This is a genomic window from Paracoccus amoyensis, from assembly GCF_014490725.1.
In the GTDB taxonomy this organism is placed as follows: domain Bacteria; phylum Pseudomonadota; class Alphaproteobacteria; order Rhodobacterales; family Rhodobacteraceae; genus Paracoccus; species Paracoccus amoyensis.
The window spans coordinates 144,771-160,552 of record NZ_JACOQL010000002.1 but is presented as its reverse complement, the minus strand read 5'-3'; the positions used below and the strand labels follow the sequence as shown (position 1 = coordinate 160,552).

Annotated in this window: 12 protein-coding genes and 1 riboswitch; of the genes, 8 read left to right on the top strand and 4 right to left on the bottom strand. The window is 59.2% G+C overall.

Going from position 1 to position 15,782, the window contains the following annotated elements; genetic code table 11:
• Nucleotides 1-76: 76 nt before the first annotated feature.
• The 7 genes from H4P12_RS05635 (at nt 77) to H4P12_RS05605 (ending at nt 8,576) form a co-directional block, all read left to right on the top strand.
• Nucleotides 77-1,024 carry a GAF domain-containing protein gene (locus H4P12_RS05635; RefSeq protein WP_187792641.1) on the top strand — a complete coding sequence of 316 codons (948 nt, stop codon included), beginning with the start codon at nt 77-79 and terminating at the stop codon, nt 1,022-1,024.
• A gap of 131 nt (nt 1,025-1,155) precedes the next feature.
• The gene (gene adh, locus H4P12_RS05630; protein WP_187792640.1) at nt 1,156-2,682 is read left to right on the top strand and encodes an aldehyde dehydrogenase; all 1,527 of its coding nucleotides are present in this window, start codon (nt 1,156-1,158) and stop codon (nt 2,680-2,682) included.
• An 84-nt stretch (nt 2,683-2,766) separates the two neighbouring features.
• On the top strand, nt 2,767-3,792 hold the full coding sequence (gene adhP / locus H4P12_RS05625) for an alcohol dehydrogenase AdhP (RefSeq protein WP_187792639.1): 1,026 nt from the start codon (nt 2,767-2,769) through the stop codon (nt 3,790-3,792).
• A 110-nt stretch (nt 3,793-3,902) separates the two neighbouring features.
• The gene (locus H4P12_RS05620; protein WP_187792638.1) at nt 3,903-4,235 is read left to right on the top strand and encodes a DUF779 domain-containing protein; all 333 of its coding nucleotides are present in this window, start codon (nt 3,903-3,905) and stop codon (nt 4,233-4,235) included.
• A gap of 69 nt (nt 4,236-4,304) precedes the next feature.
• The gene (gene argC / locus H4P12_RS05615; RefSeq protein ID WP_187792637.1) at nt 4,305-5,237 is read left to right on the top strand and encodes an N-acetyl-gamma-glutamyl-phosphate reductase; all 933 of its coding nucleotides are present in this window, start codon (nt 4,305-4,307) and stop codon (nt 5,235-5,237) included.
• Nucleotides 5,238-5,376: 139 nt separating this feature from the next.
• Complete coding sequence (locus tag H4P12_RS05610; protein ID WP_187792636.1) at nt 5,377-7,116, top strand: hypothetical protein; 1,740 nt, start codon at nt 5,377-5,379, stop codon at nt 7,114-7,116.
• A 203-nt stretch (nt 7,117-7,319) separates the two neighbouring features.
• Nucleotides 7,320-8,576 (top strand): calcium-binding protein, encoded by a 1,257-nt coding sequence (locus H4P12_RS05605; protein WP_187792635.1) that lies wholly within the window; start codon nt 7,320-7,322, stop codon nt 8,574-8,576.
• Between the two features lie 52 nt (nt 8,577-8,628).
• Here the strand turns inward: H4P12_RS05605 and gcvP are convergent, their stop codons facing one another.
• The 3 genes from gcvP to gcvT all read right to left on the bottom strand — a co-directional run bounded on the left by gcvP (nt 8,629) and on the right by gcvT (nt 13,072).
• Nucleotides 8,629-11,469: an aminomethyl-transferring glycine dehydrogenase gene (gene gcvP, locus H4P12_RS05600; protein WP_187792634.1), complete on the bottom strand. Its 2,841-nt coding sequence runs from the start codon at nt 11,467-11,469 to the stop codon at nt 8,629-8,631.
• A gap of 106 nt (nt 11,470-11,575) precedes the next feature.
• Nucleotides 11,576-11,932: a glycine cleavage system protein GcvH gene (gene gcvH, locus H4P12_RS05595; RefSeq protein ID WP_187793318.1), complete on the bottom strand. Its 357-nt coding sequence runs from the start codon at nt 11,930-11,932 to the stop codon at nt 11,576-11,578.
• 15 nt (nt 11,933-11,947) lie between these two features.
• Nucleotides 11,948-13,072 carry a glycine cleavage system aminomethyltransferase GcvT gene (gene gcvT, locus H4P12_RS05590; RefSeq protein ID WP_187792633.1) on the bottom strand — a complete coding sequence of 375 codons (1,125 nt, stop codon included), beginning with the start codon at nt 13,070-13,072 and terminating at the stop codon, nt 11,948-11,950.
• Nucleotides 13,073-13,232: 160 nt separating this feature from the next.
• Nucleotides 13,233-13,321: riboswitch (glycine riboswitch) on the bottom strand.
• A 157-nt stretch (nt 13,322-13,478) separates the two neighbouring features.
• Between gcvT and H4P12_RS05585 the strand changes: the two genes are divergently transcribed.
• Nucleotides 13,479-14,951, top strand: coding sequence for a glycosyl transferase family 90 (locus H4P12_RS05585; RefSeq protein WP_187792632.1), 1,473 nt, complete (start codon nt 13,479-13,481; stop codon nt 14,949-14,951).
• A gap of 30 nt (nt 14,952-14,981) precedes the next feature.
• Here H4P12_RS05585 and H4P12_RS05580 read toward each other — a convergent pair whose 3' ends face one another.
• Nucleotides 14,982-15,761, bottom strand: a complete 780-nt coding sequence (locus H4P12_RS05580) for an SDR family oxidoreductase (protein WP_187792631.1) — start codon at nt 15,759-15,761, stop codon at nt 14,982-14,984.
• Between the last annotated feature and the right edge of the window lie 21 nt (nt 15,762-15,782).

Below are 15,782 nucleotides of genomic sequence, written 5' to 3'. Positions count from 1 at the left end.
CCATATTGGCTATAGCGTAATTTGCGCGGCGGCGTAGTATGGTGACCACTACCAACGGAGGAGGAGCCGTTCCGGTATGCGTCACGCAGACTATGTCGCCGCGCAATCTCAATCCAAATCTGCATCATCGGCGCTGACGGCGTCATGGCGTAGATCGCTGGTCAAGCATGGTCTGGATCCCGCCGATGCGCGCCGTCCCGAACGCCTGACCGATGCCGAACTTTCCCTTCGCCGTGAACCGCTTGGTGCATTCCTGCAAGTTGCCGGACCGCAGCTGGATCAGCTTTTCAACCTGATCGGGGCGTCTGGCTGCATGGTGTTGCTGACCGATTCCGAAGGGCTGGTTCTGGATCAGCGGGCGGGCGATGCCGATGTCAGGCAGTTTCAGGAATGGGGGCTGAGCCGCGGCACCGATTGGTCCGAATCGACCCAAGGGACCAATGGAATCGGCACCTGCCTTGTGGAAAAGCGTCAGGTCACGATCCACAGGGACGAACATTTCCACACCCGCAATACCGCGTTATCCTGCATGGACGCGCCGATCTGGGGGCCGGATGGGCGGTTGATGGCGGCGCTTGATGTCAGTTCGGCCCGCTCGGATCAGAATGACCGGTTCAACCGCCTGATCGCGGCGCAGGTGGCGCAGACCGCCAAAGTGATCGAGACGATGTTCTTCAAGGCCAGCTTCCCGCAGGCGCGGATCATCGTCGCCCCGGATGAAGCTCCGGATGCCGCGGTGCTTTTGGCGGTGGACAAGGATGACATCGCCATCGGCGCGACACGCGCAGCCCGCCGTGTCTTTGGGCTGGAACGGGAAGGGGCGTTTCGCCCGCTGCCAGCCGCCGACCTGCTGGGCCGCGAAGACGATCTGACCGGCTTTGACAAGGCCGAACGCGCTGCGGTTGCACGTGCGCTGGCACGGGCCGAAGGGAATGTGTCTGCCGCTGCGCGTGCCTTGGGCATCGGGCGTGCGACCATGTATCGCCGAATGGCCAGGCTGGGCTTGAACGAAAAAGACCTGTGACTGTCTCACCCATGAGACAGCTTCTGTATCACGGACGAGGGGCGCCGGTTGATTCGCAGCATGGCCCTGCCAAGCTGTGAATCAAGACCCGAGGGGGAGACTCGGGGATGAACTCACAGGAGGAGATACGAATGCCAAACGATCAGACGCATGATTTCAAGGGTGTGAACGTCATGCCCTTCGCCAAGCGCTATGACAACTTTATCGGCGGCAATTGGGTCGCGCCCAAATCGGGCAGGTATTTCACCAATACGACGCCGATTACCGGTGGCGAAATCGGCGAAATCGCCCGCTCGAACGCTGACGATGTGGAACTGGCGCTGGATGCCGCCCATGCCGCCAAGGATAAGTGGGGGGCCACCTCTCCGACCGAGCGGGGGAATGTCCTGCTGAAAATCGCGGACCGGATGGAAGCCAATCTTGAACTTCTGGCCACCGCCGAAACATGGGACAACGGCAAGCCGATCCGTGAAACCATGGCCGCCGATGTGCCATTGGCCATCGACCATTTCCGCTATTTCGCGGGCGTTCTGCGCGCGCAGGAAGGTGGCATTTCGGAAATCGACAACGACACCATCGCCTATCACTTCCATGAACCGTTGGGCGTTGTCGGCCAGATCATCCCGTGGAACTTTCCGCTGCTCATGGCCTGCTGGAAGCTGGCACCGGCGCTGGCCGCCGGGAACTGCGTGGTCATCAAGCCCGCCGAACAGACCCCGGCCAGCATCATGGTCTGGGTCAGCCTGATCGGTGATCTGTTGCCGCCGGGCGTGCTGAACGTCGTCAACGGCTTCGGACTAGAGGCCGGCAAGCCGCTGGCATCCAACCCGCGCATTGCCAAGATCGCCTTTACCGGCGAGACGACGACGGGTCGTCTGATCATGCAATATGCGGCGGAAAACCTGATTCCGGTGACGTTGGAGCTGGGCGGCAAGTCCCCCAACATCTTCTTTGCCGATGTCGCTCGCGAAGATGACGACTTCTTCGACAAGGCGCTGGAAGGCTTTGCCATGTTCGCGCTGAATCAGGGCGAGGTTTGTACCTGCCCGTCGCGGGTGCTGATCCAGGAATCGATCTATGATCGCTTCATGGAACGCGCGGTCAAGCGTGTGCAGGCCATCACGCAGGGCGATCCGCGCGACGCCGCGACGATGATCGGCGCGCAAGCCTCCAGCGAGCAGAAAGAAAAGATCATGTCCTACCTGGACATCGGTCGTCAGGAAGGAGCCGAGGTTCTGACGGGCGGCAAAGCCGCTGATCTGGGCGGCGAATTATCGGGCGGTTACTACGTCGAGCCGACGATTTTCCGCGGCAATAACAAGATGCGGATCTTCCAGGAGGAAATCTTTGGTCCCGTGGTGTCGGTCACGACCTTCAAGACCGCCGACGAGGCGTTGGAGATCGCCAATGACACGTTGTATGGCCTTGGTGCGGGTCTGTGGTCGCGCGATATCAACACGTGCTACCGCATGGGCCGCGCGATCAAGGCGGGCCGGGTCTGGACCAATTGCTATCATGCCTATCCGGCGCATGCGGCATTTGGCGGCTACAAACAGTCAGGCATCGGGCGTGAAAACCACAAGATGATGCTGGATCACTATCAGCAGACCAAGAACATGCTGGTCAGCTATAGTCCGAAGAAGCTGGGCTTCTTCTGATCCGGTAAATCCTGCCGGAACCGGATGGGCCGACAGGCCCGTCCCTCGATCCATTCATCACAAAATCGTAGATAGGAGAGTCCCATGGCCAAAACCATGAAGGCCGCCGTTGTGCGCGAATTTGGAAAACCGTTGACGATAGACGAAGTGCCGATCCCCGAACCCGGACCGGGCATGATTCAGGTGGCGATCAAGGCATCGGGGGTTTGCCATACCGATCTGCATGCCGCCGAAGGCGATTGGCCGGTGAAGCCCAATCCGCCCTTCATCCCCGGCCACGAGGGCGTTGGTTTCGTGTCAGCCGTTGGGCAGGGCGTGAAACATGTGAAAGAGGGCGACCGCGTCGGCGTGCCATGGCTGTATAGCGCATGCGGATTTTGCAAGCATTGTCTGGGTGGGTGGGAAACCCTGTGCGAAAGCCAGCAAAACACCGGCTATTCCGTCAATGGCGGGTTCGCCGAATATGTCGTGGCCGATCCGAATTATGTGGGGCATCTGCCCGCAAACGTGGATTTCGCCGAAATTGCGCCGGTCCTTTGCGCAGGCGTCACCGTTTATAAGGGTCTGAAAGTCACCGATACCAAGCCAGGAGACTGGCTGGTGATTTCAGGTGTTGGCGGATTGGGCCACATGGCGGTGCAATATGCCAAAGCCATGGGCATGAATGTCGCGGCTGTCGATATCGACGAAGAAAAGCTGGCCTTGGCACGCAGATTGGGCGCGACGGTCACGGCGAATGCGATGACCGAAGACCCGGTTGCGAAGATCAGGAAGGAAACCGATGGCGGGGCGCAGGGCGTGCTGGTCACGGCCGTCAGCCCCAAGGCGTTTCAGCAGGCCGTCGGCATGGTCGGGCGCGGCGGAACGGTGGCCCTGAACGGCTTGCCGCCGGGGGATTTCCCGCTGGATATCTTTGGCATGGTGCTGAACGGGGTGACGGTGCGCGGTTCGATCGTGGGCACACGGCTGGATTTGCAGGAATCGCTGGATTTCGCGGGTCAGGGCAAGGTTAAGGCGACGATCCACAAGGCCCGGCTAGAGGATGTGAACGACATCTTCGACAAGATGCACAAGGGCAAGATCGAAGGCCGAATGGTGCTGGAAATCTGATCCCTGATGCATCAGGTGCGCGCCCTGTGCAGGCCCCGCATGGGGCGCGCAATGTCTGTAAATTCGTCGAAACTCGACTATACTTGCTGCAATGGTCAAAGGATGGCGCCATGGATGACAAAGTGACAGCGACCCCGGCGGCGTTGGAACTGATCGCTGAAATCGTTGCGGATCATGGGCCGGTGCTGTTTCACCAATCCGGCGGGTGCTGCGACGGATCATCCCCCATGTGCTATCCGCAGGGCGACTTCAGAATCGGCGAACGCGATGTGAAGCTGGGCGAAATCGGCGGGGCGCCCTTCTACATCTCGGCCAGCCAATACGAGACGTGGAAACATACCAACCTGATCATTGATGTCGTGCCAGGGCGCGGCGGCATGTTCAGTCTGGATAATGGCCGCGAGAAACGTTTCCTGACCCGGTCCGAGATTTGCAGCATCTGACATCTGTGCCGTTGTGACCAGAGTGGCTGTCCCGTATATGTAATTCAACTTTTTCAAAGGTTGGGTGACATGGCATACAAGATCTTCATCGACGGCGAGGCAGGCACGACGGGTCTTCAGATCCGCGAACGTCTGGAGCTGCGTGATGATATCCACCTGATCCACCTTGATCCAGAACGTCGAAAAGACGCGTCAGCCCGGCGCGACGCCTTTGCCGAAGCCCATATCGGCATCTTGTGCCTGCCGGATGAGGCCGCGAAAGAGGCCGTGGCCCTGACCGCGGGAATGGATGTGCGCCTGATTGATGCCTCGACCGCGCACCGTGTCGATGATCGTTGGGTTTATGGTTTTGCGGAACTGTCTGGCGAACAGCGCGATCAGATTGCCGAGGCGCATTATGTCAGCAATCCGGGGTGTTATTCCACCGGTGCCATCGCCATCATCGCGCCTTTGGTCGAGGCGGGACTGATCTATGATGATGAGGCTTTGTCGATCAACGCGGTCAGCGGCTATACCGGTGGCGGCAAGGCTTTGATCGCGGAATATCAGGATGAAAATGCACCCGCACATTTTCTGTATGGGTTGAATCAGCATCACAAGCACATTCCCGAAATCATGGTTCAGGGCGGTCTGACCGTTCGACCGATCTTTTCGCCGTCGGTCGGAAATTATGCGCAAGGCATGGCGGTTCAACTGCCGTTGCGTCTGGACAATGACCGCACGATGACCACCTTGCACGAAGCGCTGGCCGACCATTACCGCGACCAGACGTTCGTGCAGGTTGTTCCTGCCGACCAGATCGGCTCACGGATCATTCCAACGGATATGAATGGCACCAATGTCCTGCGCCTTAGTGTACATGGCGATGAGGCGATTGGCTGTGCCACCGTTGTTGCAGTGCTGGACAATCTGGGCAAGGGCGCATCCGGCGCGGCAGTTCAGAACATGAACATCATGCTGGATCTGGACGAGGCGGCCGGACTTCTTGGCGACGACGGCTGACGGTCTGGCTTTTTCATTTGATTGACCGTAACTTTTCAGGCGCGGGGGTATTTCCCGCGCCTGTTTCTGATGCGGCGGTGTGTCTACCCGGATTATTGTGTCGGGCCTTGGCAATGCTTTGCAAGGAGTGGTTGGTGTTATGTTGCCCCAGAATTGCTTTGTGCTGTCAAAGGCACAGGTTTTGGCGCTGCCAAAATCACGGCTTTACGGCTACGGCCTGACGGAAAATGCGATCATCTTTGGTCAGAAGGGCATAGAGGCCTATCTGGCCGCCGGAAATCATACCTTTCCGGATGAGGGGCGTTTTTGTGGCATCTTCCTGAAGCGCGAAAGCATCATTATCCGCACCGACCTGACGGGCCAGGAGATCATCTATCTGTTTCAGGATGGCGATGACTGGGTCATCTCTAATTCGTTCATTCTGTTGGTGCAAAAAGTCGCCACCCGCCAGAAGCTGAGCTTTTATCCTCCGGCAGCTTTGGTGTTCCACCTGAAAAGCGGCAGGCAAATCGGTGAGCAGTTGATATCGCACAAGACCATGGTCAAGCAGATATCGATGGTGCCGGTGACCTCATACCTGAAAATCGACAGGTTCAGCGGTGCGCTGGAGCAGATCAACCGATCATATGCCGATCTGTTTCATCTTCCGGCTGACGAAAGCTATGAAAACAAGGTTCTGCAGGTGCTGGAACGGGGCAGCGGTATCATGTCCGCTTTGGCCAACGCCGGACTGCCGATGAATCTGTTCCTGTCGGGCGGCTATGACAGCCGTCTGGTGCTTGCCATGTTGTTGGCATCGGGTTCCGCGCCTGACAAACTGCGCGTGACAAGCCATCGCCATCTGGAAGCCGATTACAAAGTGGCGAAGGCGCTGACCTCAAGGTTCAATCTACCGCTGAATACCGGTGGCCCGGCCCCCCGGTCCGAGCTTTCGGGAAGCGATGCGATCCGAATGTATCTGCTGTCTTGCGCGGGAACCTATCTGCCGTTCTACCCGATGCATAATCGTCGGTTGCTGAAGGACGCGGAACTGCGCCTGACCGGGGATCAGCCAACCGGGTGGAGCTTTTATGGCGGCAATGGGCTGTTCAATGGCAGTGCTATGAAGATCGCCAAGGACATTACCCGAGGATTGTCGGGGTTTCAGGACGCCGAAACCGTCAAAGATGATTTCCTGTCCGTTTTCGACACGATTGGCGTCGATCCGCATGACCCGGTTGCGATGTTGGCCCAGTATAACGTGATCCGATCACGCCACCATTGCGGGCGCAGTTGGTATCGCTCGGTCGGTCAGGAGGTCGTGTTTACACCGCTGATGCAATGCAGCTTCATCTCGCTTGATGTGATCAACCGCAGCGCCGGCGCGCATCCGACAAAGTTCTTTGCCGATGCTTACAGCGCCCTTGGCGGCTGGCCGCTGGAGGAGCCTTTTGAAACGCCGGAGCGGGCGCTTCCACAGTCTATGCTGGACGACTCGCCGTTTCGTGGCGGCGTTGACATCCGACCCGGGACATTCACCGTATACGGTGACATCCAGATGAGTGATGATGACGACGGCCATGATCTGCTGACGATCCCGACCCAGATGGATACTGGCGCCGAGCCCATCAGGCACGATTTGGCGGCCATGTTCTTTCGGGCCGAACATGCCCGCGACAGCGATATCTTCAAAGAGAAGGATTTCGTGACCGCCAATGCCGAAATCGCGGCGCGCGGCAAGATCGACTCGGGTTATCGCAAGACCTGCCAAATTATCGCCGCCAATGCGGTGCTTGAGGTTCTTGATACCAGCCCCGCTTCGGACACGACCGCAATCATGCCGGGCATGATTATCGAACGCCCGCCGATGAGCGGCCGAAGCGAGGAATACCTGAACTGATCGCTTCATGTTTGGGGTAGAACCTACGGGGTTTCTATCTATGCTGCGTCGCGGCAGCGTTTTTCAATCTCTCCTGGTGGCTTTTCATATCCCGTCAGGCCTTGATCTTGCACAGCCATTGTCATGATCGCGCTTATCAGCGAGATTAAACAAAAATAAATCTTTGTCCGCTAGACCGGCAGACAATCAACACGGGACGGAATATGGCCAATTTTTTCGCTTACGCCGCATTTAACCAGAACAATTTGAATTTTTATCGTCTGTCTGCAGGCGCTACCGACAAGCAACTTCTGGAAGATGCAAATGTTCAGGAAGAAGGGCTGTTCTTCCGCGATCTCTATGGCGTGACCTGGGACTTCAAGGACGGAAGCTATACCAGTGGCTTTTTGGGTAAAGATTTCACGGTGGATCGCAATGAAAATCCCACCGGTGGCACTTTGCAAGGCTATGTTGAAATGCAAAGCAACGGTGTCGACTATATCCCGACATGGGTCGTGACCGACCTGTCCCTGTCAATGACTGATACCTTTGCGATGACACTGACGCCAAGCCGCACCGATGACCGCAAGTTCATCAGCAAGGTGCTGGCGGGCGATGACCTGATGTATCTCAGCGATGGACATGACCGCGCCAATGGGTTGGGCGGACATGACCTGCTTCGCGGTGAATTGGGGAATGACACGCTGACAGGCGGAGGCGGCAATGACACATTGCTGGGACATGGCGGCAACGACCACCTGTATCTGGATGCCGGTCGCGACATCCTGAACGGCGGCGCGGGGAAGGATTGGGTCCATGTCGGCGGGCAGAAAGGCGTCACGCTGAACCTGTCCCTGACGGGGCAGCAAGACACGGGCTTTGGCCTGGATCGTCTGGTCAGCATTGAAAACGCGGTCGGCGGCGGGGGCGACGATATTCTTAAGGGCTCTCGGGTTGCTAATACTCTGGCCGGTGGAAATGGCGATGACCGCCTGTCAGGGGGGAGCGGGAATGATTTGCTGCTGGGGCAGAACGGTGCTGACTGGCTGCATGGCGGAACCGGACGCGACACGTTGCAAGGGGGGGCGGGTAACGACGTCCTGATCGGCGCAGAAGGATATGACATCCTGATCGGCGGCGCAGGCGCGGATAGATTCGTTTTCCGCAGTCTCAAGGATACAGCCGCCAAACCGACGGCTTCAGATGTCATTCGCGATTTCAACCAAGGCAATGATGTCATTGATCTTGCCCGAATCGACGCCAGCACGGTGTTGGCTGGAAACAACCGGTTCAGCTTTTCCGATAGCGGGCAGATCGGCACGATGAATCGCGGTGAGGTGACGTTCCGACACCTTGATCGCGCGGGAACGGTCAACGACCAGACAATCATCCTGATCGATACGGATGGCGATTCGGTGGTCGAGGCGCGGATCCGCCTGCATGGTCTTTACGATCTTGGAGCAGATGACTTTCTGCTTTGATCCGAACGGCTGATAAGAAAGGGCGCCGGAATTTTCCCGCGCCCTTCCAGATTTATTCCGCAGCCTCTGCATAAGCCTCAAGCGGCGGGCAGGTGCAGATCAGGTTCCGGTCGCCATACGCGTTGTCGACGCGACCAACAGGCGGCCAGTATTTGTCGACCCGGAACGCTCCTGCCGGGAAGCAACCCTGTTCGCGGCTATAGGCGCGGTCCCAATCGGCGACCAGATCTTCTACCGTATGCGGCGCATGGCGCAGCGGGCTTTGATCGGCGGCGATGCGCCCTTCCGCGACGTCGGTGATTTCGTCGCGAATGGCCAGCAGAGCCGTGATGAAGCGGTCGATTTCCGCCTTGGTTTCAGATTCCGTTGGTTCCACCATCAGCGTGCCGGGAACTGGCCAGCTCATCGTGGGCGCATGGAAACCATTGTCGATCAGGCGCTTGGCAATATCGTCCACCGTCACGCCATGTTCGGCAAATGGCCGCGTGTCCAGGATGCATTCATGCGCCACCCGGCCGCGATTGCCCATGAACAGGATCGGATAAGCGCCAGCCAGACGGCTTGCGATGTAATTCGCATTCAGGATCGCCACGCGGGTTGCCTGCGTCAGCCCGGCACCGCCCATCATCAGGCAATAAGCCCATGAAATCAGCAGGATCGAGGCACTGCCATAGGGCGCCGCCGAGACTGCACCCGACTCATCTTCGCGCGGATCGCCGGGCAGATGCGGCGCCAGATGCGCCTTCACCCCGATCGGCCCCATGCCCGGACCGCCGCCGCCATGCGGGATCGAGAAGGTCTTGTGCAGGTTCAGGTGGCTGACATCGCCGCCGATCTCGCCCGGTTTCACCAGCCCGACCAAAGCGTTCATATTCGCCCCGTCGATATACACTTGCCCGCCGTAATCATGGGTGATCCGGCAAACCTCTCTCACGGTGTCTTCAAAAACACCATGGGTCGACGGATAGGTGATCATCACCGCCGCCAGCCGGTCGCCCGCCGCCTTGGCCTTGTCGGCAAAATCCTCCAGATCAATGTCGCCATTGGGTGCGGATTTCACGACGACAACCTGCATCCCGCACATCTGCGCCGATGCCGGGTTGGTGCCATGCGCAGAAACCGGGATCAGGCAGATATCGCGCTGATCGTCGCCGTTCGCCTTATGATAGGCCTGAATCGTCAAAAGCCCGGCATATTCGCCCTGCGCACCGCTGTTCGGCTGCATCGAGAACGCGTCATAGCCGGTGATCTCGCACAGTTTCGCGTCCAGATCGGCAATCGCCTCGGCATAGCCGGCCGCCTGATGGCGCGGGGCAAAGGGGTGCAGCGCGCCGAATTCGGGCCAGGTAATCGGCATCATCTCGGCCGCGGCGTTCAGCTTCATCGTGCAGGACCCAAGCGGAATCATCGCCCGATCCAGCGCCAGATCGCGGTCCGACAAACGGCGCATGTAACGCATCATCTCGGATTCCGCCCGGTTCATGTGGAAAACCGGATGGGTCAGGTAATCGCTGTCGCGCAGCAAGGCGTCGGGAATGGCAGGGGCAGTCGCTTGGGCGGCAGTATCGTCGATTCCGAACGCATCCAGCAGGCGCACGATAACACCCGCATCGGTTGTCTCATCGACGCTGATCCCCACGCGGTCGCGCCCAACCTTGCGCAGGTTGATGCCGCGCTGTTCCGCCGCAGCCAGAATGCCCGCCTGACCGACACCGACCTTGACGGTGATCGTGTCAAAGAAGGCATCCGGGGCGACATCCGCCCCCGCAGCACGCAGCGCATTTGCCACCGTGACCGCATGCAAATGCACGCGCTGCGCGATGGCGCGCAACCCGACCGGCCCGTGGAAGACCGCATAGAACGAGGCCATGACCGCCAGCAAAGCCTGTGCGGTGCAGACATTGGACGTCGCCTTCTCGCGGCGGATATGCTGCTCGCGCGTTTGCAGCGACAGGCGGTAAGCCTTGTTCCCCTTGGCATCGATGGACACACCGACAATCCGACCCGGCATGGCCCGCTTCAAATCGTCCCGGCAGGACATAAAGGCGGCATGCGGCCCGCCATAACCCATCGGCACACCAAACCGCTGTGCTGAACCAACTGCGATATCCGCCCCCATCTCGCCCGGAGCTTTCAGCAGGCACAGGGCCAGCAGGTCGGTTGCAACGATGGCCAACGCCTTTGCATCATGCAAAGCGCTGATCTCTGGCGTCAGATCGCGGATATGGCCGTATGTGCCGGGATATTGGAAGATCGCCCCAAATACCTCATCCGCCTTCAGATCATCAATCGAACCTTTGATGATCTTGATCCCCAAAGGCGCGGCACGGGTTTCAATCACCGAAATCGTCTGCGGATGCAGGTCATGGGCAACAAAGAACGCTTCTGCCTTCGATTTTGCCTGCCGTTTGGCCATCGCCATTGCCTCGGCCGCCGCCGTCGCCTCATCCAGCAGGCTTGCGTTGGCGACCGGCAGCCCGGTCAAATCGGCCACCATGGTCTGATAATTCAGCAAAGCTTCCAGCCGGCCTTGGGCAATCTCGGGCTGATAGGGCGTATAGGCCGTGTACCAGGCCGGGTTTTCAAGGATATTGCGCTGAATAGCCGGTGGCGTAACGGTGCCATAATAGCCCTGACCGATCAGGCTGGTCATTACCCGGTTCTTCTTGGCGACCTCTTCCATCCGGGCCAGCAGCGCTGCTTCGGATAGGGCGGGCCAGTCCAGCGGCTTATCCTGCCGGATCGCCTGCGGAACAGTCTGTTCGATCAACGCCTCCAGACTGTCGGCGCCAACGGCCTGCAGCATCTCTGCCATCTCGGCGGGCGATGGCCCGATATGACGGCGATTCGCGAAATCATCAGGGTTATAGTCGGTCGGGTTCCAGCGGGTCATCGGCACCATCCATATGCTCGGTCAGGACAAGACCCGAATATAGGTCTTATCTTCTGTGCGAAAATATCCTCGGGGGTCCGGGGGCAGACAGCCCCCGGCAGTTTCATCAGCCGATCAGCGCCTGGTAGGCGGCTTCATCCATGAATCCCTCAAGCGCCGCCGCATCAGCAGGCTTGATCTTGAAGAACCATGCCGCCATCGGATCGGCGTTCACGTTACCCGGATTATCGGCCAGATCGCTGTTCACTGCGGTGATGACGCCTGCGACCGGGGCCACGATATCGGATGCGGCCTTGACCGATTCGATCACGACGATTTCCTCACCAGCCGCGACCTCCCGGCCTTCTTCGGGCAGTTCGATGAACACCACATCGCCCAGTTGTTCGCTTGCATGGGCGGTGATGCCGACAACAACGTCCTCACCTTCGGCGCGCAGCCATTCGTGATCTTCGGTAAATTTCAGCATGGGTCGGGCTCCTCAGCGTTTGTAGGATGGCGTGATAAAGGGCAGTTCGGTCAGGATAACGGGAAGGCGCTTTCCGCGTAGCTCCGCCCAGAGGCGGGTGCCATCCGGCAGCGAGGCGTCCAACAAGGCCATCGCAACCGGACCACCGGCCGACGGGCCGAACGTGCCCGAGCAAACCTTGCCCAAGGCCTGACCGCCGTCTTCGTCAGCAAAGATTTCGACGCCTTCACGGATTGGCGCGCGACCCTCGGGCCGCAGGCCGCGGCGCGTTACCGTTGGGCCGTTCGCCAATTCGGCCAGAACGATTTCCGCACCCGGGAAACCACCGGCGCGTGCGCCGCCGACACGGCGAAGCTTGGGAATGGACCATCCAAGCGCGGCCTGAGCAGGGGTGACGTCGGTATTCATATCGTGGCCATAAAGCGGCATGCCCGCTTCCAGTCGCAGACTGTCGCGTGCGCCAAGGCCGATCGGCGCGACGTCGGGATTCCTCAGCAGCGCTTCAGTAAATTCACGCAAGACGGTGTTAGGCACAGAAATCTCGAACCCGTCCTCTCCTGTGTAACCTGAGCGTGAAATCCACAGTTCGGCCCCGTTCCAATCGTGAATCTGGCTGTCCATGAACTTCATCTGACGCACCGCAGGCAGCAATGCTGCCAGCGCACCCTCGGCCTTTGGGCCCTGAAGGGCCAACAGACCACGATCCGTGACCGGGACCACATCGACATCAACAAGCGTCTGCAAATGGGCAATGTCTTGTTCGGCACACCCGGCATTGACGACCAGCAGGTAATGATCGCCGCGATTTGCAAACATCAGATCATCCAGAATGCCGCCTGATGCATTGGTGAACAGGCCGTAACGCTGGCGCCCTTCGGGCAGGCCCAGAACCGCAGCCGGGATCAGCGTTTCCAGCGCCAGCGCCGCGGTCTCAAGATTGCCATCCTTGGGGATGACCAGCACCTGGCCCATATGACCAACATCAAATAACCCGGCTTTTTCACGGGTATGCAGATGTTCTGCCATGACGCCCATCGGATATTGCACCGGCATTTCCCAACCAGCGAAGGGCACCATCCGCGCACCTTGCTCGATATGCAGATCGTAAAGTCCGGTCCGACGCAGTTCCTCGGCCATGGGGCCTCCTTTGAAATCCTGCCGGACAGCCGGCATCGAAAAGCGGGATTCCTTCCCGCGCGACGATGCCCCCTCTGTCCTTGCCCGCCACGCTATCCGTGACCTTGGCGCCTGAGATCGTTATCCCTTCGGCGGGCCTTGCGGCCACTCTCCAGAGTTTTGTTGGAAGACGGTCCTTTTGCCTGAGAGTTCGCCGGGGCGGCTGCTCCTTCGGCACCGGCGCTGGCCAGCTTCTCCCGAAATCCTTGGCGCGACTGCTAGCCGCAGCCATGGCGCAAATCAAGTGGTTTGTCGCGAATGGGCGTGAAAGCGGCGATTCCGGATCGCGGATCGGGCAGTCAGGACGATTGACAGGAACAGGTTGATATCCGAGAGGTGAAAGAAATTGTCGCAACCGAGGTCGGAATTGCAAAGGAAATTCTTCCAGATCGGCTTCAACAAATGCGGCACAACCTTCATCGCCAAGCTGTTTCAGATGAACGGAATCCCGACCCTTCACTGGCTCGAAGGGCGTCTGGCCGAGGATATTGCCTATTCCAAACTGGTCGGACGTCAGCCGCTGAAGCCATGGGCAGACAGCATTACCGCCTTTACCGACATGGAATCGGTTCGCTATCTGAACATGCCAGTGGTCGAGGCGTTCAAAGAATTTGAATTCCTTGATAAAAGCTATCCCGGCTCGGTCTTTTTGCTGAACACCCGCGATGTCGAAGATTGGGTCATCAGCCGATATATGCATCGCGATGGCACCTATGCCCGCGCTTATGCGCAGATATTGGGTGTCGGGTTGATTGATCTGGCAGATATTTGGGCGGATGCCTGGAACGATCATATCGCCGCCTGCCGAAGCTATTTCGCGGGCCGGGCCGAATTCGTCGAGATCGACATAGATCACGCCGACCCCGGCGATTATCGCGACGCCCTTGCGCCCTGGTTTGACTTGCCCAACTGCCCGCCGCGATCAGGTAGAAACCGGGCGCAGGTGCGGCGAAACTATCTGATCAAGCTGGATCGGATGCTGAATGCCAAACCGCCCGAACGCGACATGCCTGCCGAGGATCGCGACGCGCTGGCAGACCGGCTTGCCTTGGCTGCTGCGCCTGCGCTGATCCAGCTGGGGGCAGGTGGTGTTTCGCCCCGGTCTGATCTTTTTGCCGTCTTCGACGTGACGGCTGGGCAGGTAATCGATCGCAACGGCAGGCAGCTGCCTTTTCGGCAGGATCGCGATGGTTGGTATCATCTGGATCCGGTCCGGCGTGATCTGCTGCCGCTTGCCAGTGCGGTGAATGATATTGCGCAGGTCGTGCGACACGGAACCTATCACCTGGATATGTCATCCACCTTGCCGGATCATGATCGTCCCACCATTGCGCCGATCCGGCGCGCTGATGCACGGAATGTCTTTCTGTGGCCGGCGGCGTGGACCCATCGGCTGGGCAATAATGGCTATCTGGGCGATCCCGATCGGGATGAGACCCCATGGGCGGACAAGTTGGACCTTGCGGTCGATCCGGCGAAGTTACCGGCTGATCGCCGCAAGGACGACTTCATCCTGTCCCACCGTTATGTCGTCAGTCAGGGACGTGATGCGAATTTCCTGTCCTTGCTGAACAGTCGCTCGTTGGTGCTGAGGGCAGAGGATGGTTGCGAGGATGCGGTTTCGCCCGTTTTCCAGTCATGGCGGCATTTTATACCGCTTCAGTCCGATGCGGCTGATCTGGATGCGCAACTTGCATGGGCGCGTGCACATCCGGCGGAATGTCAGCGGATATCCAGCAATGCGCGCACCTTGTGCAAAGGGCTGGCGGACCCGCGGGTCCGCTGCCGTCAATTGGCACAGGTGCTGCACGATTACCGCGTCGCAACGGGGCAGGAATAACGCAGCCATTCCATCCCCCGCGCGTGAAATTTACATCGTTGCGTTGAACGCCCCGCCATCCAGCAACACATTCTGCCCAACAATGAAGCGCGCTTGCTGGCTGCACAAAAAGGCGCAGGTCGCGCCGAAATCTTCGGCCGTGCCGTAGGTATGGGCGGGGATGCCGGCCTCTCGTTGTTTGCGGGCCTCGTCCATGCTGATGCCTTGTTGATTGGCCACACCGCTATCAAGGCTGATGGCCCGATCCGTCGCATGAATCCCCGGCAACAGGTTATTCACGCAAACGCCCTGACCTGCCACCTGACGCGACATGCCTGCGACAAAACCGGTCAACCCGGCCCGCGCCGTATTGGAAAGGCCCAGCACCGGAATAGGAGAGCGGACAGATTGTGACGTGATATTGACCACGCGTCCCCAGCCACGCTGCATCATGCCGGGCACCAGCGCCTGCATCAGCGCAATCGCCGACAGCATGTTTGCATCTATCGCCTTGATGAAGTCGTCACGATTCCAATCTGTCCAGTTGCCGGGGGGCGGGCCGCCCGCATTGGTCACCAGAATGTCAGCCTCGCCCACTGCGGCCAGAACCTTCGCTCGACCCTCATCCGTGGTGATGTCGGCAGCGACGGAGATGACATCGACACCGTATTTTTCGGCGATTTCGCGGGCGCTCTGCGTGATCTCGGCCTCGGTCCGGCTGTTGATCACCAGATTGACGCCCGCCTCTGCCAAGGCTTCGGCGCAGCCTCGACCCAGTCCTTTTGAGGCTGCACAAACCAGCCCTCGTTTTCCTTTGATACCCAGATCCATCGGCTTCTCCTATTCGGTTTG

What these genes read in the sequence shown, in the direction of transcription:
- H4P12_RS05635 (WP_187792641.1), top strand. Translation starts at nt 77, where the DNA reads ATGCGTCACGCAGACTATGTCGCCGCGCAATCTCAATCCAAATCTGCA.
- adh (WP_187792640.1), top strand. Translation starts at nt 1,156, where the DNA reads ATGCCAAACGATCAGACGCATGATTTCAAGGGTGTGAACGTCATGCCC.
- adhP (WP_187792639.1), top strand. Translation starts at nt 2,767, where the DNA reads ATGGCCAAAACCATGAAGGCCGCCGTTGTGCGCGAATTTGGAAAACCG.
- H4P12_RS05620 (WP_187792638.1), top strand. Translation starts at nt 3,903, where the DNA reads ATGGATGACAAAGTGACAGCGACCCCGGCGGCGTTGGAACTGATCGCT.
- argC (WP_187792637.1), top strand. Translation starts at nt 4,305, where the DNA reads ATGGCATACAAGATCTTCATCGACGGCGAGGCAGGCACGACGGGTCTT.
- H4P12_RS05610 (WP_187792636.1), top strand. Translation starts at nt 5,377, where the DNA reads ATGTTGCCCCAGAATTGCTTTGTGCTGTCAAAGGCACAGGTTTTGGCG.
- H4P12_RS05605 (WP_187792635.1), top strand. Translation starts at nt 7,320, where the DNA reads ATGGCCAATTTTTTCGCTTACGCCGCATTTAACCAGAACAATTTGAAT.
- gcvP (WP_187792634.1), bottom strand. Translation starts at nt 11,469, where the DNA reads ATGACCCGCTGGAACCCGACCGACTATAACCCTGATGATTTCGCGAAT.
- gcvT (WP_187792633.1), bottom strand. Translation starts at nt 13,072, where the DNA reads ATGGCCGAGGAACTGCGTCGGACCGGACTTTACGATCTGCATATCGAG.
- H4P12_RS05580 (WP_187792631.1), bottom strand. Translation starts at nt 15,761, where the DNA reads ATGGATCTGGGTATCAAAGGAAAACGAGGGCTGGTTTGTGCAGCCTCA.